This window comes from Microbacterium sp. LjRoot45 (assembly GCF_964253325.1).
Taxonomy (GTDB): Bacteria; Actinomycetota; Actinomycetes; order Actinomycetales; family Microbacteriaceae; genus Microbacterium.
Genome location: NZ_CAXUQM020000001.1, coordinates 2,474,782 through 2,495,751, shown reverse-complemented (window position 1 = coordinate 2,495,751; position 20,970 = coordinate 2,474,782). Strand labels below are relative to the sequence as shown.

At 69.4% G+C, this 20,970-nt stretch carries 21 protein-coding genes; 15 read left to right on the top strand and 6 right to left on the bottom strand.

What is annotated here, in order from left to right:
- Positions 1-56 precede the first annotated feature (56 nt).
- From ACSQ18_RS11880 to ACSQ18_RS11865, 4 genes are read left to right on the top strand one after another with little or no spacing between them, the layout of a single operon-like run.
- Entirely contained in the window at positions 57-1,571 is a 1,515-nt protein-coding gene (locus ACSQ18_RS11880) for an FGGY-family carbohydrate kinase (protein WP_436037591.1), read from the top strand.
- Entirely contained in the window at positions 1,568-3,199 is a 1,632-nt protein-coding gene (locus tag ACSQ18_RS11875) for a fucose isomerase (protein ID WP_436037589.1), read from the top strand. Before ACSQ18_RS11880 ends, ACSQ18_RS11875 begins: the two co-directional genes overlap by 4 nt.
- A gap of 38 nt (positions 3,200-3,237) precedes the next feature.
- On the top strand, positions 3,238-3,474 hold the full coding sequence (locus ACSQ18_RS11870) for a hypothetical protein (protein WP_436037588.1): 237 nt from the start codon (positions 3,238-3,240) through the stop codon (positions 3,472-3,474).
- 41 nt (positions 3,475-3,515) lie between these two features.
- Positions 3,516-3,695, top strand: a complete 180-nt coding sequence (locus ACSQ18_RS11865) for a hypothetical protein (protein WP_301037959.1) — start codon at positions 3,516-3,518, stop codon at positions 3,693-3,695.
- A 37-nt stretch (positions 3,696-3,732) separates the two neighbouring features.
- Here ACSQ18_RS11865 and ACSQ18_RS11860 read toward each other — a convergent pair whose 3' ends face one another.
- Together ACSQ18_RS11860 and ACSQ18_RS11855 are read right to left on the bottom strand one after the other, a co-directional pair.
- Positions 3,733-4,140 (bottom strand): hypothetical protein, encoded by a 408-nt coding sequence (locus ACSQ18_RS11860; RefSeq protein ID WP_436037587.1) that lies wholly within the window; start codon positions 4,138-4,140, stop codon positions 3,733-3,735.
- The gene (locus tag ACSQ18_RS11855) at positions 4,122-4,511 is read right to left on the bottom strand and encodes a hypothetical protein (RefSeq protein ID WP_436037585.1); all 390 of its coding nucleotides are present in this window, start codon (positions 4,509-4,511) and stop codon (positions 4,122-4,124) included. The genes ACSQ18_RS11860 and ACSQ18_RS11855 overlap by 19 nt, the downstream gene beginning before the upstream one ends.
- Before the next feature lie 130 nt (positions 4,512-4,641).
- Here ACSQ18_RS11855 and ACSQ18_RS11850 point away from each other — a divergent pair, with 130 nt between their 5' ends.
- The 10 genes from ACSQ18_RS11850 (at position 4,642) to ACSQ18_RS11805 (ending at position 14,227) form a co-directional block, all read left to right on the top strand.
- Positions 4,642-4,854, top strand: a complete 213-nt coding sequence (locus ACSQ18_RS11850; RefSeq protein ID WP_436037584.1) for a DUF2945 domain-containing protein — start codon at positions 4,642-4,644, stop codon at positions 4,852-4,854.
- On the top strand, positions 4,851-5,483 hold the full coding sequence (locus ACSQ18_RS11845; protein WP_436037582.1) for a DUF1684 domain-containing protein: 633 nt from the start codon (positions 4,851-4,853) through the stop codon (positions 5,481-5,483). Before ACSQ18_RS11850 ends, ACSQ18_RS11845 begins: the two co-directional genes overlap by 4 nt.
- An 828-nt stretch (positions 5,484-6,311) precedes the next feature.
- On the top strand, positions 6,312-7,142 hold the full coding sequence (locus tag ACSQ18_RS11840) for an aldo/keto reductase (RefSeq protein ID WP_436037580.1): 831 nt from the start codon (positions 6,312-6,314) through the stop codon (positions 7,140-7,142).
- 120 nt (positions 7,143-7,262) lie between these two features.
- A complete protein-coding gene (locus tag ACSQ18_RS11835) occupies positions 7,263-7,502 on the top strand; it encodes a hypothetical protein (RefSeq protein ID WP_436037578.1) in 240 nt (79 codons plus the stop codon).
- Between the two features lie 117 nt (positions 7,503-7,619).
- On the top strand, positions 7,620-9,347 hold the full coding sequence (locus ACSQ18_RS11830) for an ABC transporter ATP-binding protein (protein WP_436037577.1): 1,728 nt from the start codon (positions 7,620-7,622) through the stop codon (positions 9,345-9,347).
- Positions 9,344-11,365, top strand: a complete 2,022-nt coding sequence (locus ACSQ18_RS11825; RefSeq protein ID WP_436037575.1) for an ABC transporter ATP-binding protein — start codon at positions 9,344-9,346, stop codon at positions 11,363-11,365. The genes ACSQ18_RS11830 and ACSQ18_RS11825 overlap by 4 nt, the downstream gene beginning before the upstream one ends.
- Complete coding sequence (locus ACSQ18_RS11820) at positions 11,296-12,156, top strand: sulfite exporter TauE/SafE family protein (protein ID WP_436038436.1); 861 nt, start codon at positions 11,296-11,298, stop codon at positions 12,154-12,156. Before ACSQ18_RS11825 ends, ACSQ18_RS11820 begins: the two co-directional genes overlap by 70 nt.
- A 69-nt stretch (positions 12,157-12,225) precedes the next feature.
- Positions 12,226-12,672 carry a MaoC family dehydratase N-terminal domain-containing protein gene (locus tag ACSQ18_RS11815; RefSeq protein ID WP_144806113.1) on the top strand — a complete coding sequence of 149 codons (447 nt, stop codon included), beginning with the start codon at positions 12,226-12,228 and terminating at the stop codon, positions 12,670-12,672.
- Positions 12,669-13,091 (top strand): MaoC family dehydratase, encoded by a 423-nt coding sequence (locus ACSQ18_RS11810; RefSeq protein WP_436037574.1) that lies wholly within the window; start codon positions 12,669-12,671, stop codon positions 13,089-13,091. The genes ACSQ18_RS11815 and ACSQ18_RS11810 overlap by 4 nt, the downstream gene beginning before the upstream one ends.
- Positions 13,091-14,227: a UDP-N-acetylmuramate dehydrogenase gene (locus ACSQ18_RS11805; protein ID WP_436037572.1), complete on the top strand. Its 1,137-nt coding sequence runs from the start codon at positions 13,091-13,093 to the stop codon at positions 14,225-14,227. Before ACSQ18_RS11810 ends, ACSQ18_RS11805 begins: the two co-directional genes overlap by 1 nt.
- A gap of 55 nt (positions 14,228-14,282) precedes the next feature.
- Here ACSQ18_RS11805 and ACSQ18_RS11800 read toward each other — a convergent pair whose 3' ends face one another.
- The 4 genes from ACSQ18_RS11800 to aceA all read right to left on the bottom strand — a co-directional run bounded on the left by ACSQ18_RS11800 (position 14,283) and on the right by aceA (position 19,283).
- Positions 14,283-15,482, bottom strand: coding sequence for a pyridoxal phosphate-dependent aminotransferase (locus tag ACSQ18_RS11800; protein WP_436037570.1), 1,200 nt, complete (start codon positions 15,480-15,482; stop codon positions 14,283-14,285).
- Positions 15,483-15,550: 68 nt separating this feature from the next.
- A complete protein-coding gene (locus ACSQ18_RS11795; RefSeq protein WP_436037569.1) occupies positions 15,551-15,886 on the bottom strand; it encodes a YciI family protein in 336 nt (111 codons plus the stop codon).
- Positions 15,887-15,983: 97 nt separating this feature from the next.
- Positions 15,984-17,618: a malate synthase A gene (gene aceB / locus ACSQ18_RS11790; protein ID WP_436037567.1), complete on the bottom strand. Its 1,635-nt coding sequence runs from the start codon at positions 17,616-17,618 to the stop codon at positions 15,984-15,986.
- 333 nt (positions 17,619-17,951) lie between these two features.
- Entirely contained in the window at positions 17,952-19,283 is a 1,332-nt protein-coding gene (gene aceA, locus ACSQ18_RS11785; RefSeq protein ID WP_436037565.1) for an isocitrate lyase, read from the bottom strand.
- A 159-nt stretch (positions 19,284-19,442) separates the two neighbouring features.
- Here aceA and ACSQ18_RS11780 point away from each other — a divergent pair, with 159 nt between their 5' ends.
- A complete protein-coding gene (locus ACSQ18_RS11780) occupies positions 19,443-20,912 on the top strand; it encodes a helix-turn-helix domain-containing protein (RefSeq protein WP_436037564.1) in 1,470 nt (489 codons plus the stop codon).
- The last annotated feature ends 58 nt before the right edge of the window (positions 20,913-20,970 follow it).

Genomic DNA, 20,970 nt, shown 5'->3' with positions numbered 1-20,970 from the left:
ATCGATTTCGCGTAGACTGATCCCCAGCGCCGCGTCACCGGATTCGAGGAGGAACGATGGTCACCCGCTGCACGATCGGGGTCGACATCGGCACCTCCAGCAGCAAGGGCGTGCTGGTTGACGAAGACGGCCGCGTGCTGGCCTCGTCGACGGTCGCACACACCGTCGACCGCCCGCGCACCGGGTGGGTGGAGATGGACGGCGAGCTGTGGTGGACCGAGTTCGTCCGCCTGACCGCCCAGCTCCTGACCGCCGCCGCAGCCGAGGCTCCGGAAGTCGTCGGCGTCGGCGTCAGCGGTATGGGGCCGTGCGTGCTGCTCGCCGACGAAGACGGCCGGCCAGTCCGCCCCGCAATCCTCTACGGTGTCGACACCCGTGCAGCAACGCAGGTCGACCGGATGACCGCCGAGATCGGCGAGGCGGAGATCGTGCGCGTCGGCGGATCGCGCCTGAGCTCCCAAGCGGCCGCGCCGAAGATCCGCTGGGTCGCCGACGAAGAACCCGACACCTACAGTCGAGCCCGCCGGCTGTTCATGCCGGCATCCTGGCTGGCGCACCGACTCACCGGGGCCTACGTACTCGACCACCAGTCGGCGAGCCAGACCAGCCCGCTCTACGACGTGGATGCCGGGTGCTGGCACGACGGGCTGTGGCAACGGTATGCCGCGGGCATCGAACAGCCCGAGTTGCGCTGGGCGGGAGAGGTCGCCGGCGAGGTCACTGCGGCGGCAGCGGCTGAGACCGGCATCCCGGTCGGTACGCCGGTGATCGCCGGGACCATCGACGCCTGGACCGAGGCGGTCAGTGTGGGCGCCCACGGCGACGGCGACCTCATGCTGATGTACGGCACCACGATGTTCCTCATCGCCACCGGATCACGCACCCTGCGCACCCCGTCGATGTGGACGACGGTGGGAGCCTTCGCGGGAACACGCAACCTCGCGGGAGGGCTCGCGACCTCCGGTGCGCTCACCGACTGGATCAAAGACCTCACGGCATCCGACTACACCAGCCTCGTCGCCGAAGCGGAACGCTCGGGTATCGGCGCGCGCGGTCTGGTGATGCTGCCCTACTTCTCGGGGGAGCGCACGCCCATCCTCGACCCCGACGCGCGCGGCGTGGTCGCCGGGCTGACGCTCGGCCACGCCCGAGGGGATCTGTACCGCGCCGCGCTGGAGGCAACCGCGTTCGGGGTGCGGCACAACGTCGAGACGATGCGCGCCGCCGGGGCCGACATTCGGCGGATCGTAGCCGTGGGCGGCGGTACTCAGGCTCGTCTGTGGCTGCAGATCGTCTCCGACGTGACCGACCTCGTTCAGGAGGTGCCGAGCGTGACGATCGGAGCCAGCTATGGCGCCGCCTTCCTGGCGGCCGGTGCGACCTCGGCGATTCCGCGCATCGACCGTTGGAACCCCGTCGACGTCGTCATCCGACCCGACCCTGCCGCCCGCGCCGCATACGACGCTCTGTACGCGCTGTACCTCGAGCTCTACCCGGCCACTCGTGACATCGCCCATGCGCTCGCCGCTCGCGAGCGCGACCGAGCCCTCACCCCACAGGAGACATCATGACCTACACCCTTCCCACCGCGACCGCTCGCCCCCAGCTCGACCCGAAGACGGCATACCTCATCGCATCGGGCGACCTCCGAGAGTCGGCCAATGTCGCCGGGTGGCCGACCCAGGTCGAACTCGAGGCGGCCGTGACTCGCGTGCTGAACGAGCTCGGCTGGAAGGTCGTGCGCGCCAACGGTGTCGACCCCGAAACCGGGCACGGCTTCATCTCCAGCCAGCGCATGGGTCTGAACGTGTTCACGAGCATCCCCGACGAGGCTCCGCTCATCGTCGCTGAGGCGGTGTGGCAGTACTCGCATCACGTGCTGGCGGGCCTGCGCACGCATCGGGGTCCGATCCTCACCGTCGCGAACTTCGCCGGCGAATGGCCGGGTCTCGTGGGTCTGTTGGGTCTCAATGCGGGTATGACCAAGATGGGCAAGGACTACGCCACCATCTGGTCGGTCGACTTCACCGACGAGTGGTTCCGGAACGGCATCCGGGAGTGGACCGAGACGGGACGCATCACGCACGACGCGTCGCACGTGCGCGCACTTCCCTCCCTCCCGGACGTCGCCGAGGTGGAGCTGGGTCGGGCGCTGGGCGACCAGCTGCTCGCTGACAAGGCCATCATCGGCGTCTTCGACGAGGGTTGTATGGGCATGTACAACGCGATCTTCGACGACGAACTGCTCAACACGACCGGCATCTACAAGGAGCGGCTGTCGCAGTCGGCTCTCTATGCGGAGATGCTCACCGTCACCGAGGCCGAGGCCGATGCCGCTTACGACTGGCTCACCGACCGCGGCATGACCTTCGTCTACGGCGAGGATGCCGCCACCGAGCTCACGCGCGAGCAGGTGCAGTGGCAGCTGAAGATGTACATCGCCGCCCTGCGCATCGCCGACGACTTCGGACTGGATGCCGTCGGCATCCAGTACCAGCAGGGCCTGAAAGACCTCGTGCCCGCCTCCGACCTCGCCGAAGGCATCCTCAACTCGACCGAGCGGCCCCCCGTGCTCTCGCGTGACGGTAGCCGGGAGCTGTTCGCGGGACGCGCCTTCCCGCACTTCAACGAGGCCGATGAGGGGGTGGCGGTCGACGCGCTGATCACCGACCGCGTGTGGACGGCGATGGGGCTCGTGCCCGACAACACCCTCCACGACGTTCGGTGGGGCGAACAGTACGGCGACCACTTCGTGTGGGTCTACGAGATCTCGGGGTCGGTACCCGCGTCGCACCTGGGCGGCTGGGACAAGGCCGAGGGATGGCGGCAGGGCCACGTCTTCTTCCCCGCCGGCGGCTCGACCATCAACGGGGTGAGCAAGCCCGGAGAAGTGGTGCTGTCGCGCGTGTTCGTCGCCGACGGCATCCTGCAGGCCGATGTCTTCCGCGCTTCCGTCGTCGAGTTGCCGGCGGAGGAGACCCAGCGCCGCAAGGATGCCACTAACCCCGAGTGGCCGATCGCGCATGTGGTGCTGCACGGCGTGACCCGCGACCAGTTCATGGCACGCCACAAGGCCAACCACGCCCAGCTGGTCTACGCCCCGGACGCCGAGACGGCCGACAAGGCGCTGCTGGCGAAGGCCGCGATGTTCGATCGCATCGGCATCCGCGTCAATCTGGTGGGCGACACCGCGGTCTGAACGCCGCGAGACTGCCGCGACCCGCTACGCTCGCGCACATGGCGGATGACGAGGACGAGTTCGGTCCCGTCGGATCCTTCATCGCGGGCGTCATCGTCTTCATCGTCAGTGTCCTGGTGTTCGCGGCAGCGGACGTCGGCGTGCGGTGGGCATTCAGCCCCCTCACGGGCGAGGGCGGCGAGCCGGACTGGGGCCACGCGTTCGGCGTGGCGATTGCGACGGTGACGGCAGCGGCGGTGGCCAAGATCTGGACCAACAGACGCCGCAAGAGTTGAGTCTTCGCTTGCTTCCGGCCGCCCGTCGATAGAGTCCGGGCATGGACCTTCTCAACATCGTTCTCGCCATCGCCGGCTACGCGATCGGCATGGTGATCCTCTTCTTCGTCATCAAGGAGGCGGTGCTCGCCGCGCTGCGGGAGCACACGCTCAACAGCACGACCGCCGTCATGATCCGGCAGTCTGTACCGCTCGAAGTCACACGCTCGAACGCGGAGTGACCCGCGGGCGTGAGTGAGGCCGCGCCGGCCCGCGGACTCAACTCGAACCCTTGAGCCCACGAACGACGCGCGCGACGTCTTCGGGCAGCACCGTCATCTCCATCCGGATGCCTTCGACGTTCAGCATGATGATCGACTGCTCTGGGAGCGGGTTGGCGATGAGTTGACCCGTCGTCGGCTCACCCGTTTGTGGGACTGCGTCCCGTACCCGCCACGCATGCTCGTCATCCGACATCTCACCGGGCAAGACGGTCACTTCTCGCAGAGACCAGTGCGCCGTGAGCCCTTCGACCGAGCCGGCGGGCACACGCAGGGCGGCCAGCAGTCGCCCCTTGCGTCGAGCTCGACGCGCGGCACGGCGCAGACCCCACCCCGCTCCCCACTCGCCGCCCCAGGCGCTCAACACCTCGCCGATGAGCTCGCCGATCATCGGCCCGCCTGCCACTGACCGAGGATGCCGTCGGCATCCGCTTCGGGAAGAGCCCACTCCACGACCGCGTCACCGGAACGGATCTCTATGAGCGCCGGATCGGGGACCACAAGGCCGAACGCATCGCGAGCGCGGGGTCGCCCCGACCGACGCAGGTCGTCGAGGGGGAGTCGCTGCCGTTCGAACGCGAGACGGCGACCGTCGAGTCGGGCTTCGACCTCGCGCCAGCGACGTCCGAGCCCGGACACCACGCCCTGCCGCACACGGAATGCGCCGAGCACCCGGCCGGACTCCGCCGCAACCGCCGCCCGCTGCCGCCACGCGATCGGGTCGACGGCGGACTGGGCGACGCCGCCCGTGATCCAGGCGATGAGGTCGGCGAGCACTCGTCCTCCAGGCGTTCCGGTGGGTGCGGGCCGGGCGACGCCGCAGAGTCAGCCTAGAGCCGGGATCGTCAAGCCCCTGGTGCGGCCGCTCCGTCAACGTGAGCATGGGAACGAACGAAGAGGGAGACCCATGGCCACGGAACTGTCGGTCGGCGACCGCGTCAGCTGGAACACGTCGCAAGGGCGGACGAAGGGAACGGTGATCGAGGAACGCCGGTCCGACTTCACGTTCGCCGACCAGCACTTCACGGCATCCGACGACGACCCTGCCTACATCGTCGAGTCCGAGAAGACCGGCGCGCGGGCCGCCCACCAGCGGTCCGCACTGCGACGACTGCCATGAGCGCGATCACGGAGGCCCGCACCGCCCTCGATGTCGTCGACTGGCGGCGGCGCGTGTACGCGCTGTACGCCGAGGTGCGCGCGACGACGGATGCCGAGGCCGCGCACGACGTGTGGCGACGCGGACGCGATCACCTCATGGCGGAGCATCCCGCGTCGCCGCTGTTGCCCGCCGATCGCGAGGCGTTCGCCGGCCTCCCCGTCGCGCCGTACGATCCGGCGTGGCGGTTCGAGGTGCCGCTCCTCCCCGCGGAACTCGAACGGTTCACGTTCACGACCGGCACCGACGGCGACGTGGAGTTCGCCCGCGTCGCGCGCGTCGAGATCCCGCACGTCGGGAGCCTCGACGTCTGGCGTCTGACGTCGTACGGCGGGGGACTGTTCATCCCGCTGCGCGATGCGCTCGCCGGGACGCCGGGCGGTAGCTACGGCGGTGGGCGCTACCTCATCGACACGATCAAGGGTGCCGACCTCGGTGCGAGCATCACGGCGGATGCCGCCTCGATCGTGCTCGACCTCAACTTCGCCTACAACCCCTCGTGCGCCTACGACCCCGCGTGGGCGTGCCCGCTCGCGCCGCCGGGCAACGTGCTGACGGCCCCGGTCCCCGTCGGCGAGCTCTACGGCTGAGCTAGCTCGCGTCGTTCCGAAGTCGTAGGCATCCTCCCCCTCAGGGAGGATGTGGCCGCGCCTCGTGCTGCGTAGCGTGGATGCCACGGGGTACGGCTTCACCTCGCCGGGCCGGGTGCGGGATCACCCGGCCCTTTCTCGTTTCCGGCGCGAGCGCACCTCACCACCGACGAGCATGCCGGGGACCCGGCGGACCGATGGCCCCGACGAAGTCCCCCAACCCGTCGGGGCCACCGCATGAGCGAGGCGGACGCGGTGGCCTATCGCATCCTTTCGCGCCCGGGCCGTGGCTCACGAAGAGCCGGCCCCAGGCTCGCCCACGCTACGCGCGAGAAATTACGTCGCTGGGCGGAGCGTCGCCCAGGGCGTTGACGGCGGTGGCGGCTCTTGATATGCGCCGAAGGGAACATAACGCGGAGGCGGGGGAGATTCCGGTCCACGACGCCCACCGCCGACACGCCCGGTATCGGCGCAGACGAGGGCGCCAGGGGCCGGGGGCATAGCCTGGCGACGCGGGTTTCATCACATCGCATATGACACTCCCCCCGTGTCCCAGGAGTCCCCAGCTCCGCGCGACGTACCCGCCGGAGCCCTCTCGGCCTCACGGCCTCGAGAGGGCTCTGTCGCACCATGCTCGCCGATAGTTCAGTGAGAGAGTCCTCATCTCCCGTAATGAAATCGGTGTTCGCGCGTCTGCTTCTTCGAGTGCCTTCTTGTTCGGCTGGCACTCCCGGCCTGGGGCCGACCGCGATCCGGGGGGAGGCGGAGCGGCCCCGGGCCACCACAGCACGCGACCCACGAGCGCGTCGGGGATGACAGGCTGGGAACATGACGATTCCCGACATCACCCTCAACGACGGCCACACGATCCCTCAGCTCGGGTTCGGCGTCTTCAAGGTCGACCCCGCGGAGACCGAGCGCATCGTCTCCGACGCGTTCGAAGCCGGCTACCGCCACATCGACACCGCCGCCGTCTACCGCAACGAGGAGGGCGTGGGGCGGGCCATCGCCGCGAGCGGCATCCCTCGCGAGGACCTCTTCGTGACGACGAAGCTCTGGAACTCGGAACAGGGCACCGACACCGCGCGTGCCGCGCTCGCGACGAGCCTCGAAGCCCTCGGCCTCGACTACGTCGACCTCTACCTCATCCACTGGCCGCGCCCCGACCTCGACCGCTACGTCGCGTCGTGGCAGACGCTGGAGGGTCTGCGCGACCAGGGACTGACCCGATCGATCGGCGTCTCGAACTTCCACCGTCCGCACCTCGAGCGACTGCTGGCAGAGACCGACACCGTGCCGGCGGTGAACCAGATCGAACTGCACCCCGCGTTCGCCCAGCGTGAGCTGCGCGCCTTCGGCGACGCGCACGGCATCCGCACCGAGGCCTGGGGCCCGCTCGGCCAAGGCAAGTACGACCTGTTCGGCGAGAAGGCCGTGCAGGATGCCGCCGCCGCGCACGGCGCGACGCCCGCTCAGGTCGTCATCCGCTGGCACCTGCAGAACGGCATCATCGTCTTCCCCAAGTCGTCCACGCGCGAGCGCATCGTCGAGAACGTCGACGTGTTCGGCTTCGAGCTGACGGCGGACGAGGTCGCCGCGATCGACGCACTGGACCGCGGGCAGCGGGTGGGCGCCGACCCCGACACGGCGACGTTCTGACCCGACGCTCTCCCTCATACCCGTTCCCGGGGTGACCGACACTTGATCCGGCACCCCGGGAACTGGTATTTCTGGAGTGACGGGATGGGGGTCCCGTGCATCGATCACTGGGGGGATTCGATGAGCGACGTCATTTTGGTGCCGGCAGTCTTCCGCTGCCCCGACCACGACAACCACGAACTCCTGACCGCGCGCGTGCGCGAGCAGGTCGACCGCGAGGCCGAGTGGTTCAGCGAGCGCAGCTCGGAGGTGTTCCGCGTCTCCGTGGTCTGCCCGGGTGGCGCATCCGACGCGATGCCGCACCGCCGCATCTACGACGGCACGTGGAGTCGCGCCGTCGCGGCATCCCGCGTCGCCTGACCTCGAGGATCGTGGGCGCGCTCTCGCGCTGACAGCGAACAGCGAGCCGGACGCTTACAACGGTGTCGCCGGGCGGCGTTAGCATGGACCGTTCGCCGTCAGACCCGGAGGTTTCGCATGCTCGGCAAGCTCCTCATCCGTTACCTCTCGACGTATCGGTGGTGGCTCGCCGGGGTGCTCGTGTTCCAGTTCGCGTCGGCGATGGCGTCGCTGTACCTGCCACGCCTCAACGCCGACATCATCGACAACGGGGTGTCCACGGGTGACACCGGCTACATCTGGTCGCACGGCGTGCTCATGCTCGGTGTCGCGCTCGGTCAGATCGTCGCGTCGGTCATCGCCACCTACTTCGCCGCGCGCGCGGCGATGAGCGCCGGTCGCGACATCCGCCGCGACGTCTTCCAGAAGGTGAGCGGCTTCTCCGAGCGCGAGGTCTCGCGCTTCGGGGCGGGAACCCTCATCACCCGCAACACGAACGACGTGCAGCAGGTGCAGATGCTCGCGATGATGGGCGCGACGATGCTCGTCACCGCGCCGCTCCTGGCCATCGGCGGCATCATCATGGCGCTGCAGCAGGACGTCGGCCTCAGCTGGCTGATCGGCGTCGCGGTGCCGGTGCTGCTGGTGGTGGCCGGCCTCATCATCAGCCGCATGGTGCCGCTGTTCCGCGCCTACCAGCAGAAGCTCGACGGCGTGAACCGCATCATGCGCGAGCAGCTCACCGGCGTGCGGGTCGTGCGGGCGTTCGTCCGCGAGAGCATCGAGGAAGCGCGGTTCCGCGTCGCGAACACCGACATCATGATCGTCGGCCGCAGGGTCGGCTCGCTGTTCGTGCTGATGTTCCCGCTGGCGATGCTCGTCCTCAACATCACCGTCGTCGGCGTCATCTGGTTCGGCGGCATCCAGGTCGATCAGGGCAACGTGCAGATCGGCACGCTCTTCGCCTTCATGCAGTACGTCGGCCAGATCCTCATGGGCGTGCTCATGGCCACGTTCATGACGATCATGATTCCGCGCGCCGCCGTCTCGGCCGACCGCATCGGCGAGGTGCTGGCCTCCGACGACCAGCTGACGCGCCCCGCCGAGCCCGTCGGGTCGTTCCCGGCCCCCGGCACCGTCGAGTTCGACGACGTGTCGTTCACGTACCCGGGTGCGGAGTCGCCCGTGCTCGAAGGGCTCTCGTTCCGGGCCGAGCGCGGCGAGACCCTCGCGATCGTGGGTTCGACCGGTTCCGGCAAGACGACGCTGGTCTCGCTGATCCCGCGCCTGTTCGACGTCACCGGAGGCGTCGTGCGCGTGGCCGGGGTCGACGTCCGCGACGCCGACCTCGACCTGCTCTGGCAGGGGATCGGCTACGTCCCGCAACGTGCGTTCCTCTTCACCGGCACGGTCGCCTCCAACCTCCGATTCGGGCGTGAAGACGCGACCGACGAAGAGCTGTGGCAGGCGCTCGAGATCGCCCAGGGCCGCGACTTCGTCGAGGAGATGGAGGGCGGTCTCGACGCCCGCATCTCCCAGGGTGGAACGAACGTGTCGGGTGGCCAGCGTCAACGCCTGGCGATCGCGCGGGCGATCGTGCACCGGCCGGAGATCCTCGTGTTCGACGACTCGTTCTCGGCGCTCGACGTCGCTACCGACGCCCGGCTGCGCCAGGCGCTGTGGCGTGCGCTCCCCTCGGTGACGAAGATCGTCGTCGCTCAGCGCATCTCCACCATCACCGACGCCGACCGCATCGTCGTCCTCGACGACGGAAAGGTGGTGGGGCTCGGCACGCACGACGAACTGCTGGCGGGCAACGAGACCTACCGCGAGATCGTCGAGTCGCAGCTGGGGGTGGACGCATGAGCACGGATGCCGGAGAGAAGATGCTGACCGAGGAGGAGCGTCTCGACCTCGAGCGCGCGGAGCAGGCGCGCCTGACCTCGGGCGACTGGGACTCGGTCGCGCCGGGCAAGGCCGCGAACTTCGGGAAGAGCTTCGCCCGGATGATCGGTCTCCTCGGACCGCACAAGTGGGCGTTCGTGTTCGTGTCGCTCATGGGCGCGATCGGCGTCGTGCTCGCCGTCTGGGCGCCCAAGGTGCTCGGTCAGGCGACCGACATCATCTTCCAGGGCTTCCTCTCGCGCACGCTGCTCGAGTTCTTCCCCGAAGGCACCGGCCAGCAGCAGGTCGTCGATGCGCTGCGGGCCGGCGGTCAGGACGACCAGGCCAAACTCATCGCGGGCATGTCCGGCTTCGAGGTCGGCGCGGGGATCGACTTCGATCGCTTGCGCTGGGTCGTCGTCTCCGTGCTCGTCATCTACGTCGTCTCGGCGGTGCTGACGTGGCTGCAGGGCTACGTCATCAACGTCATCATGGTGCGTTCCATGTGGCGCCTGCGCGAGGAGGTGGAGGCGAAGATCAACCGCCTTCCGCTGGCGTACTTCGACCGCGTGCAGCGCGGCGAGCTCATCTCGCGGGTGACGAACGACATCGACAACATCACGCAGACGATGCAGCAGGCGCTGTCGACCGCGATCACGAACATCCTGACCGTCGTCGGCGTGCTCGTCATGATGTTCTCGATCTCCTGGCAACTGGCCATCGTCGCCCTCATCGCGTTGCCGCTCATGGCCGTGATCTTCGGCGTCATCGGGCCCAAGTCGCAGAAGGCGTTCGCGACGCAATGGCAGAAGGTCGGCCGGCTGAACGCCCGCGTCGAGGAGTCCTTCTCCGGTCACGCCCTGGTCCGCGTCTACGGCCGCGAGGAAGACTCTCGCGACAAGTTCCAGGAGGAGAACGAGGAGCTCTACCAGGCGGCGTTCACGGCGCAGTTCCTCTCCGGCCTCATGATGCCGTCGATGATGTTCATCGGCAGCCTCACATACGTCGGAATCGCGGTGCTCGGCGGTCTCATGGTCGCCTCGGGACAGCTCACGCTCGGCAGCGTGCAGGCGTTCATCCAGTACTCCCAGCAGTTCACGCAGCCGCTGTCGGAGCTCGGCGGCATGGCCGCCGTCGTGCAGTCGGGCACGGCATCCGCCGAGCGCGTCTTCGCGCTTCTCGACAAGCCCGAGCAGGAGGCGGATGCCGACGACGCTCCGGAGCTCGTCGACGGGCGCGGTGTCATCGAGTTCGAGCATGTCGCGTTCTCCTACTCGCCCGACAAGCCGCTCATCACCGATCTGTCGTTCCGGGTCGAGCCGGGGCAGACGGTCGCGATCGTGGGTCCGACGGGCGCGGGCAAGACGACGCTCGTCAACCTCCTGATGAGGTTCTACGAGCTCGACGGCGGGCGCATCCTGCTCGACGGTCAGGACGTCGCGACCCTCACCCGAGACGACGTCCGCTCGCGCACCGGCATGGTGCTGCAGGACCCGTGGCTGTTCGCCGGGACCATCCGCGAGAACATCCGCTACGGCAACGAGGACGCCACCGACGAGGAGATCGTCGACGCGGCCGTCGCGACGCGCGTCGACCGCTTCGTGCATTCGCTGCCCGACGGCTACGACACGGTGCTCGACGAGGATGCCGCGAACGTCTCGGCCGGCGAGAAGCAGCTCATCACGATCGCCCGTGCGTTCGTCGCGCAGCCCGCCGTGCTCATCCTCGACGAGGCGACCAGCTCCGTCGACACCCGCACGGAACTGCTGCTCCAGCACGCCATGTCTGCGCTGCGTGAGGGGAGGACGTCGTTCGTCATCGCCCACCGCCTCTCGACGATTCGCGACGCGGACCTCATCCTCGTGATGGAGCACGGCGACATCGTCGAGAAGGGCAGCCACGAGGAGCTCATCGCCGCGCAGGGTGCGTACTGGCGGCTCTATCGTTCGCAGTTCGAGAAGGCCGCGACCGAGCCGGAGCCGTCGGAGAACGGGGCGTGACGGCGCGCGCAGACGCGCGCACCCCGCGCTACGTTCTCTCCTGCCTCGGCATCGGTCTCGCCGCCGGGCTCCTGTCGGGCCTGTTCGGCGTCGGCGGCGGCACGGTCATCGTGCCGATGCTGCTCCTCCTGCTGCACATGGACCAGCGCCTCGCGGCGGGCACGTCGCTCGCCGCGATCGTGCCCACCGCGACCGTGGGCGTCGTCTCGTACGCGATCCACGGTTCGGTCGCGTGGGTGCCCGCCGTGATCCTGGCCGCGGGTGCTGTGATCGGCGCGCAGGTGGGCACGTGGCTGCTCGCCCGACTTCCGCAGAACGCGCTGCGCTGGGGCTTCGTCGGGTTCCTCGTCGTCGTCATCGTCATGCTCTTCGTCGTCGTCCCCTCCCGGGATGCCGAGCTCGCACTCACGTGGGGGGTCGGCCTCGGCCTTGCCGCGCTCGGCGTGTTCACGGGCATCATGGCGGGCCTGCTCGGCGTCGGCGGCGGCGTGATCGTCGTCCCCGCGCTGATGTTCCTCTTCGGCACGAGCGACCTCATCGCGAAGGGAACGTCGCTCCTCATGATGATCCCGACCGCCCTGTCCGGCACGATCGGCAACCTGCGGCGCGGAAACGTCGACCTGGTCGCGGCGGCGCTCGTCGGCGTCGCGGCGTGCACCACGACGGCACTGGGCGCCTGGGTGGCGACGCTCCTCGACCCGTTCGTCTCGAACGTGCTCTTCGCGGTGTTCCTCACCTTCATCGCCATCCAGCTCGGCATCCGCGCCTGGCGCGCGCGCCGCACGCGATAGTCCCCGCGCCCCTGGGCTTTCCCGGTCGGCGCCGAGGCGGGTGCGCGCCCCGCTCGGTAGGATTGCCGGGTGTCCGTGAACCCTGAGCTCGTCGGCCGAGACTTCCCGCCGACCGCGCCGTACCTCGTCGGGCGGGAGAAGGTGCGCGAGTTCGCGCGCGCCGTCTTCGCGACCGACCCCCAGCACGTCGATCCGTCCGCCGCGCAGGCCCTCGGGTACCCCGATGTCGTCGCGCCGCCGACCTTCGCGATGGTCATCCAGGACCTCACCCTGCAGCAGCTGCTGAGCGAGCCCGACTCCGGCATCGCGCTGGAGCGCACGGTGCACGCCGAGCAGCGCTTCCGCTACACGCGGCCCATCGTCGCCGGCGACGAACTGTCGGCCCGGCTGCAAGTGACGGGTGTCCGCCCGTTCGGCAAGGGAGCCATGGTCACGAGCGAAGCGGAGATCACGGATGCCGGCGGCGCCCACGTCGTGACGGCCATCTCGGTCCTGCTGATCGGAGGCGAGGAATGAGCGAGGCACTCGAAGTCGGCACCGTCGTCGCCGAACGCACCGTCGCCCTCACGCGCGAGTCCCTCGTGCGTTACGCGGGAGCGTCGGGCGACTTCAACCCGATCCACTACCGCGACGACATCGCGGAGCGTGTGGGCCTTCCCGGAGTGCTCGCCCACGGCATGCTGACCATGGGGCTCGCCGTCGAGACGATCGTCGAGTGGCTCGGCGACAGCGGCCGCATCGCCGAATACGGCGTGCGCTTCACCCGCCCGGTCGTCGTCGACGCGGAGGCCGGCGCCGAGCTGACGGTCGTCGCGAAGATCGGTGCGATCGACGAGGAGACCCTGCGGGTCGATCTCACGGTGTCTCACGGTGAGACGGTCGTCCTCGGAAAGGCGCAGGTGCGGGTGCGGCGCGACGCGACCGTCGAGGCCTGATGACCGAGATCGCCCCCCTGCCGCTGGCCCGGCTGACGACGCTGCGCACCGGAGCGACCCCGCGCCGCATGGTCGAAGCGGCCACCTGCGACGACCTCGTCGCGGAGCTGCGCGACGTGTGGTCGCGCGATGAGCCGTGGCTCGTCGTTGGTGGAGGGTCGAACTTGCTCGTCGGCGACGAGCCGTTCGACGGCACCGTCGTGCTCGTGCGCACGGAGGGTCTCGAGACGCTCCCGTCGCCTCGCCCGGGGTATGTGCGCGTGCGTGCGCAGGCGGGGCACAACTGGGACGAGCTGGTCGCCTACACGGTGGCCGAAGGGCTCCAAGGGATCGAGGCGATGTCCGGCATCCCCGGAACGTCGGGTGCCGCGCCCGTGCAGAACATCGGCGCGTACGGGCAGGAGCTCGTGCAGACGCTCGTGGAGGTGGAGCTCCTCGATTACGAGACCGGCGAGACTGCCGTCGTGCCGGCGGCGGAGCTCGAACTGGGCTTCCGCACGTCGGTGCTCAAGGCGCATTACGGGTCGGTCGCCCGCCGGGATGCCGTCGTCCTCTCGATCACGCTGGAGCTCGCCGATGTCGGTCACGGAGAGATCCCCGTGCGCGGCGCACAGTTGCGGCAGTCGCTGGGGCTGGAGGCCACGGCATCCGTCTCCCTCGCGTGGGTGCGCGAGACGGTGCTGGCCACGCGCGCCCGCAAGGGCATGGTGCTCGACGACGCCGACCCCGACACGTACAGCGCGGGGTCGTTCTTCCAGAACGCGATCGTGTCGGCGGCCTTCGCGCGGACGCTGCCGCCCGAGTGCCCGCGCTGGCCGGTCTCGGTCGATCTCGACCCCGTCACCGTCATCCCGCTCGACCGATTCGACGGCGTGGTGCCCCCGCCCGTCGAGCACACCCCCGATGTGAAGGTGAGCGCCGCCTGGCTCATCGAGCATGCCGGCCTGCGGAAGGGCTTCTCGCTGGCGCGGTCGCGCGCCGGACTGTCGACCAAGCACGCTCTCGCACTGACCAACCGCGGCAACGCGACGGCGGGCGAGATCGCCGAGCTCGCGCGCTTCATCCGCGGACGCGTGCAGTCGGAGTTCGGTCTGCTGCTGCAGCCCGAGCCCGTGCTCGTGGGCGTGCAGATCTGAACCGCGTCCAGATCTGAACCGCGTCCAGATCTGAATCGGGCTCCCGGCCTCGGCGTCAGCCGAAGAGTCGCTGCAGGCGCTGCACGCCTTCGAGGAGGGCGTCGTCGCCGAGCGCGTACGACAGGCGCAGGTAGCCGCTCGGGCCGAACGCCTCACCCGGCACGACGGCGACCTCGGCCTCGTCGAGGATGAGGTCGGCGAGCTCGAGCGTCGTCGAGACCGTCTTGCCGTGCCACTCGCGGCCGAGGAGGCCGCGCACGTCGGGGTAGGCGTAGAAGGCGCCCAGGGGGTTGGGCACCTCGACGCCGGGAATCTTCGACAGCTCCGAGACGATCAGGCGGCGGCGGCGGTCGAACGCCTGCCGCATGTCCTCGGCTTCGGTCTGCGGTCCCGTCAGCGCGGCCAGCGCGGCACGTTGCGCGATGTTGTTGACGTTCGAGCTCAGGTGCGACTGCAGGTTCCCGGCGACCTTGATGGCATCCGCCGGTCCGACCATCCAGCCCACGCGCCACCCGGTCATCGCGTACGTCTTGGCGACGCCGTTGACGAGGATGGTCTGCCCGGCGAGGGCGGGCACCGCCTCGACGATCGACACGGCGCGCGCGCCTTCGTAGACGAGGTTCTGGTAGATCTCGTCGCTCACGACCCAGATGCCGTGCTCGAGCGCCCATTCGCCGATCGCGCGCGTCTCCTCGGGCGTGTAGACCGAGCCGGTGGGGTTCGACGGCGACACGAAGACGAGCACCGTCGTCTTCTCGGTGCGAGCGGCTTCGAGCTGTTCGACGGTGACCTTGTAGTCCTGGTCGGCGCCGGCAAAGACCTCGACGGGGATGCCGTCGGCCAGCGCGATCGCCTCCGGGTAGGTGGTCCAGTACGGCGCGGGCAGGAGCACCTCGTCGCCGGGGTTCACGACCGCCTGGAAGGCCTGGTACACGGCCTGCTTGCCGCCGTTGGTGACGATGATCTGGGCGGGGGAGACCTCCAGGCCGGAGTCGCGGAGGGTCTTCGCCGCGATCGCCTCCCGCAGCACGGGGAGACCCGCGGCCGGTGTGTAGCGGAAGTTCGCGGGGTCGTGGAGCGCTTCGGCGGCGGCGTCGACGATGAACTGCGGCGTCGCGAAGTCGGGCTCGCCGGCGGCGTAGGAGATCACGGGGCGTCCTGCGGCCTGCAGCGCCTTCGCCTTAGCGTCGACCTTGAGGGTCGCCGACTCGGCGATGGCGGAGAGCTTGCGGGACAGGGGAGCGCGTTCGGTCACGCCTACGAGCGTAGTCGGCACGCGCTCCCCGTGGTCACTTCCGACCGCGGGTCGCGGCGGCCTCGACCTCAGAGATCGAGCGGCCAGGCCGGGTGCAGCTGGATGACCCCGCCGGAGGCCATCGGATGCCGAGAGGCGATCTCGATCGCCTCGTCGAGGCTCCCGCATTCGAGCACGTCGAACCCGCCGATGAGCTCGTACGCCTCCGCGAACGGGCCGTCGCTGACGATGACCTCGCCGCGTCGGCGCCGCACCACTTTCGCCTCCGCGGCGGGGCGGAGACGATCGCCTTCGACGGCGCGACCGGTGTCGTAGGTTTCGGCCGCCCACTCCTCGATCGTGATCGGCGGGGCGTCGGGATCGGTGAGGGCGGGGTCGGTGAGGACCAGCATGAGGTAGCGCATCGTCGTGTTCCTTTCGTTGCGAGCGACGTTACGTGAACACGTCGAACGGCCCGTGGCGGAATCGACATTCCGTCACGGGCCGTTTCTGACGCAGCCCTCAGTCCAGGTAGCGCGCGTAGGCGACGCTCGTGAGGAAGGCGGGGAACTCCTCCTGCAGCGCCACCTCTCGGAAGACCTCCGCCGCATCGTCGAACCGGTCGCCGTCGCCGCGCTCGATGCTCCCCAGCACGTCGGCGATGAGCGACTCGACGTACTCCCGGGTGATCGGGATGCCGTCGTCGGTGACGCGGTCCTGGTGAATCCACTGCCAGACCTGGCTGCGACTGATCTCGGCGGTCGCGGCATCCTCCATGAGGTTGTCCAGGGCCACGGCGCCGAGCCCGCGCAGCCATGCCTCCAGGTACCGGATCGCGACCGACACGTTGCCGGCGACGCCCGCCGCCGTCACGGGGAGACCGATGTGTACGTCGAGCAGCTGCTGCGCCGTGACGTTCACCTCGGGACGCTGCCGGTCGATCTGGTTCGGGCGTTCGCCGAGCACCGCGTCGAACTCCGCCATCGCCACCGGGATGAGGTCGGGGTGGGCGACCCATGTGCCGTCGAACCCGTCGCCGGCCTCCCGCTTCTTGTCGGCCGACACCTTCTCGAACGCCTGCGCCGTGACCTCGGGGTCGCGTCGGTTCGGGATGAACGCGCTCATGCCGCCGATCGCGAACGCCCCCCGCTTGTGGCAGGTCTGGACGAGCAGCTCGGTGTAGGCCCGCATGAACGGCACCGTCATGGTCACCTGGCTGCGGTCGGGCAGGACGAAGCGCGCGCCGCGTCCGCGGTAGTTCTTGATCATCGAGAAGATGTAGTCCCAGCGGCCGGCGTTGAGGCCCGCGGCGTGATCGCGCAGCGCGAAGAGGATCTCCTCCATCTCGAAGGCGGCCGGCAGCGTCTCGATGAGCACGGTCGCGCGGATCGTGCCGTGCGGGATGCCGATGTAGTCCTCGCTGAACGTGAACACGTCGTCCCACAGCTTCGCCTCTTCGGCCGACTCGAGCTTCGGGAGGTAGAAGTAGGGCCCGACGCCCCGCGCGATCAGCTCCGCAGCGTTGTGGAAGAAGTACAGGCCGTAGTCCACGAGCGACGCGGAGGCGGCCATCGTCCGCCCCGTTCGGTCGGTGAAGCTCAGGTGCTTCTCCACGAGGTGCCAGCCGCGGGGGCGCATCACGATCGTCGGCGTGCGCTCGGCAGTGACGGCGTACTCCTTCCCCTCCGGCGACGTGTAGGAGAGCTGCCCGCGGATCGCGTCGAACAGCGACAGCTGCCCTTCGATGACGTTCCGCCAGGTGGGGCTCGTGGCATCCTCCTGGTCGGCGAGCCACACCCGCGCACCCGAGTTCAGCGCGTTGATGGTCATCTTGGGATCGGTGGGTCCGGTGATCTCCACCCGCCGGTCTTCGAGACCCGGACCGGGGCCCGCGACCCGCCACGACGGATCGTGGCGGATGTGCACCGTGTCGTCGCGGAACTGCGGGTCGTGGCCGTTGCCGATTTCGAAGCGGCGACGCATCCGATCGGCGAGCCGGTCGTGGCGACGGCCGGAGAAGCGGTGATGCAGTTCGGTGAGGAAGGCGAGGGCCTCGGTGGTGAGGATCTCGTCGTAGCGCTCGCCGAGCGGTCCCGTCACATCGATCGACGGTCCGGTGCGAGTGGTGGGCGCGGTGCCCGTGGCGGTGGGAGTCATGGCCCTGACTTTCTGTGTGGGATGGAGGTACGACGTTTCGTCTCGCTGCGCTCGCTCAACGACCGGGGGTGCCGCCCGGATCGGCGTTTCGTCTCGCTGTGCTCGCTCAACGACCGGGGGTGCCGCCCGGATCGGCGTTTCGTCTCGCTGCGCTCGCTCAACGACCGGGGGTGTGGCCCGGATCGGCGTTTCGTCTCGCTGCGCTCGCTCAACGACCGGGGTGTGGCCCGGATCGGCGTTTCGTCTCGCTGCGCTCGCTCAATGACCGGGGGTGTGGCCCCTCGGTCGTTGAGCGACGAGCGAAGCGAGGAGACGAAACGCGAAGAGAACATGTCAGTGGAACTGGGCGGTCTCGGTGGACCCGACGAGGGCGAGCGTCGCGCTGTCGGGGTTGAGGGCGGTGGACACGGCATCGAAGTAGCCCGTGCCCGCCTCCCGCTGGTGCTTGGTGGCGGTGTAGCCGCGCGCTTCGGCGGCGAACTCCGCCTCCTGGAGCTCGACGTAGGCGCTCATGGCGCGCTCGGCGTAGCCGGAGGCCAGGTCGAACATCGAGTGGTTGAGGGCGTGGAAGCCCGCCAGCGTGATGAACTGGAACTTGTAGCCCAACTCCGCGAGCTCGCGCTGGAACGACGCGATCTGCGCATCGTCGAGGTGCCGCTTCCAGTTGAAGCTCGGGGAGCAGTTGTAGGCGAGCATCTTGCCCGGGAATCGCTCGTGCACGGCCGCGGCGAACGCCCGCGCCAGCTCGATGTCCGGTTCTCCGGTCTCGACCCACAGCAGGTCGGCGTAGGGCGCGAACGCGAGCCCGCGGCTGATGACGGATGCCAGTCCCGGCCGCACCCGGTAGAAGCCCTCGCTCGTGCGCTCGCCGGTCGTGAACTCCTGATCGCGCGGGTCGACGTCGCTCGTGAGCAGGTCGGCGGCGAGGGCGTCGGTGCGGGCGATGACGACGGTCGGCACCCCGGCGACGTCGGCGGCCAGGCGCGCGGCGTTCAGGGTGCGGATGTGCTGCTGGGTGGGCACCAGCACCTTCCCGCCGAGGTGGCCGCACTTCTTCTCCGACGCCAGCTGGTCTTCCCAGTGGATGCCGGCGGCACCGGCCTGGATGAGCGACTGCGCGAGCTCGTACGCGTTGAGCGGACCCCCGAAGCCCGCCTCGGCGTCGGCGACGATGGGTGCGAGCCAGTCGCGGGAGATCTCGCCGTCGCCGCCGAACGTCTCCGCGTGCTCGATCTGGTCCTGCCGGAGGAGGGCGTTGTTGATCCGACGGACGACGGCGGGAACGGAGTTGGCAGGGTAGAGGCTCTGGTCGGGGTAGGTCTGACCGGCGAGGTTGCCGTCGGCGGCCACCTGCCACCCCGAGAGGTAGATCGCCTTCAGGCCCGCGCGTACCTGCTGCACGGCCTGACCGCCGGTGTACGCGCCCAGCGCCCGGATGTACCCCTCGGTGTGGAGGAGGTTCCAGAGGTTCTCGGCGCCCCGACGCGCGAGTGTGTTCTCCTCGCGGACCGAGCCGCGGATGCGGATGACGTCTTCGGCCGTGTAGGTGCGCTCGATGCCGTCCCACCGGGGGTCGGTGTCCCAGATCTCCTGGAGCTCGGCGGCCGTCTCGACCTGGTCGCCGGCGCGCAGTGCGGGTCGTCCGGGGGTGGAGTGGATCGTCATGGTGTCTCCTTCGTCGGATGCCGGGCGACGATGCCCGGGTGGTCGTGGCATCCACTCTGAGTGAAGAAGATCACCCTGCCTCGCCAGATCGGCTGTGAAGTTCGTTGAATCTTCTGCTTCTGTGATGACTATGGGGCTCGGGTGTGGCACACTCGCGGGATGACGAGCATCGAAGACGTCGACGGAGCGGGGAGCGACGAGGCCGACGCGCTCACGATCGGACGCCGCGTGCGCCAGCTGCGCACCGCGCGGGGGATGACCCTCGACGACCTCGCGGCCGCCGTCGACCGGGCGCCGAGCCAGTTGTCGATGATCGAGACGGGCAAGCGCGAACCGCGGCTCACGCTCCTGCAGGCCATCGCCCGCGCCCTGGGGACGACGATCGACGCGCTGCTGGAGGCGGAGACCCTCGACGAGCGATCCACGATGGAGATCGCGCTCGAACGGGCGATGAAGGGTCAGACGTTCCAGGCGCTCGGCATCCGGCCGTTCCGCATCGGCAAGTCCGTCCCCGACGACGCGCTGCGCGCCCTGCTCGCACTGCAGGGCGAGATCGAGCGTCTCCACGACGAGCGCTCGGCGACGCCCGAGGAGGCGCGGCGCGCGAACGTGGAGCTGCGTCACCTCATGCGGCGACAGGACAACTACTTCGCCGATCTGGAGGAGCAGGCCCGCGGCATCCTGCGCGCCGTCGACCATCCCGGTGGCCCGCTCACGCAGCGCACCGCGTCGGACATCGCCGCCCACCTCGGCTTCTCGCTGCATTACGTGCCCGACCTGCCGCCGTCGGTGCGCAGCGTCGCCGACCTGAAGCACGGGCGGCTGTACCTGTCGAGCACGGTGCCCGCGAAGGGCGACTCGCGCACGGCTGTGCTGCAGGCGCTCTCGAGCCGCATCCTCGGCCATAGCGAGCCACGCTCGTACGCGGAGTTCCTGCGGCAGCGGGTGGAGACCAACTACCTCACGGGGGCGCTCCTCATCCCCGAAGACCACGCAGTGCCGTTCCTGCAGGATGCCAAGGCGCGCCGCGCGATCTCGATCGAAGACCTTCGCGACGCCTACTCGGTGTCGTACGAGACGGCGGCGCACCGCTTCACCAACCTCGCGACGCCGCACCTCGGCATCCCCGTGCACTTCCTGAAGGTGCACGAATCGGGGACGATCACGAAGGCGTACGAGAACGACGACGTCAACTTCCCCGCCGACCGGCTCGGCGCGATCGAGGGGCAGCTGTGCTGTCGCCGCTGGACGAGCCGCGTCGTCTTCGACATCCCCGACAAGTTCAACCCGTACTACCAGTACACCGACACCGGCAACGGCACCTACTGGTGCACGGCGCGCGTGGAGGCCTCCAGCGAGGGCGCGCACTCGGTGAGCGTCGGTGTGCGCTTCGACGACACGAAGTGGTTCATCGGCCGCGAGACGACCAACCGGGGCGTATCCCGTCACGCGGTGGAGGTGTGCTGCCGCCGCGCGCCCGCTGACCTCGAGAGCACCTGGCGCGACCAGGCCTGGCCCAACGTCCGCACGCCGCGCACCCTGCTGGCGACGCTTCCCACGGGGGCGTTCCCCGGCGTCGACACCACCGACCTCTACGAGTTCCTGGCCGGGCACGCCCCGGCATCCTGAACCGGCAAGCTCCGCCCCGCGCCGCGGTGGTGGGTGCGGGGTGGCTGCGGGGGTGCGA

Excerpts from the sequence above, each read along its gene's own strand:
- ACSQ18_RS11850 (WP_436037584.1), top strand. The coding sequence starts at position 4,642 with ATGGCCACGGAACTGTCGGTCGGCGACCGCGTCAGCTGGAACACGTCG.
- ACSQ18_RS11880 (WP_436037591.1), top strand. The coding sequence starts at position 57 with ATGGTCACCCGCTGCACGATCGGGGTCGACATCGGCACCTCCAGCAGC.
- ACSQ18_RS11870 (WP_436037588.1), top strand. The coding sequence starts at position 3,238 with ATGGCGGATGACGAGGACGAGTTCGGTCCCGTCGGATCCTTCATCGCG.
- ACSQ18_RS11875 (WP_436037589.1), top strand. The coding sequence starts at position 1,568 with ATGACCTACACCCTTCCCACCGCGACCGCTCGCCCCCAGCTCGACCCG.
- aceA (WP_436037565.1), bottom strand. The coding sequence starts at position 19,283 with ATGACGATCCACTCCACCCCCGGACGACCCGCACTGCGCGCCGGCGAC.
- ACSQ18_RS11810 (WP_436037574.1), top strand. The coding sequence starts at position 12,669 with ATGAGCGAGGCACTCGAAGTCGGCACCGTCGTCGCCGAACGCACCGTC.
- aceB (WP_436037567.1), bottom strand. The coding sequence starts at position 17,618 with ATGACTCCCACCGCCACGGGCACCGCGCCCACCACTCGCACCGGACCG.
- ACSQ18_RS11865 (WP_301037959.1), top strand. The coding sequence starts at position 3,516 with ATGGACCTTCTCAACATCGTTCTCGCCATCGCCGGCTACGCGATCGGC.
- ACSQ18_RS11845 (WP_436037582.1), top strand. The coding sequence starts at position 4,851 with ATGAGCGCGATCACGGAGGCCCGCACCGCCCTCGATGTCGTCGACTGG.
- ACSQ18_RS11825 (WP_436037575.1), top strand. The coding sequence starts at position 9,344 with ATGAGCACGGATGCCGGAGAGAAGATGCTGACCGAGGAGGAGCGTCTC.
- ACSQ18_RS11805 (WP_436037572.1), top strand. The coding sequence starts at position 13,091 with ATGACCGAGATCGCCCCCCTGCCGCTGGCCCGGCTGACGACGCTGCGC.
- ACSQ18_RS11830 (WP_436037577.1), top strand. The coding sequence starts at position 7,620 with ATGCTCGGCAAGCTCCTCATCCGTTACCTCTCGACGTATCGGTGGTGG.
- ACSQ18_RS11795 (WP_436037569.1), bottom strand. The coding sequence starts at position 15,886 with ATGCGCTACCTCATGCTGGTCCTCACCGACCCCGCCCTCACCGATCCC.
- ACSQ18_RS11840 (WP_436037580.1), top strand. The coding sequence starts at position 6,312 with ATGACGATTCCCGACATCACCCTCAACGACGGCCACACGATCCCTCAG.
- ACSQ18_RS11835 (WP_436037578.1), top strand. The coding sequence starts at position 7,263 with ATGAGCGACGTCATTTTGGTGCCGGCAGTCTTCCGCTGCCCCGACCAC.
- ACSQ18_RS11780 (WP_436037564.1), top strand. The coding sequence starts at position 19,443 with ATGACGAGCATCGAAGACGTCGACGGAGCGGGGAGCGACGAGGCCGAC.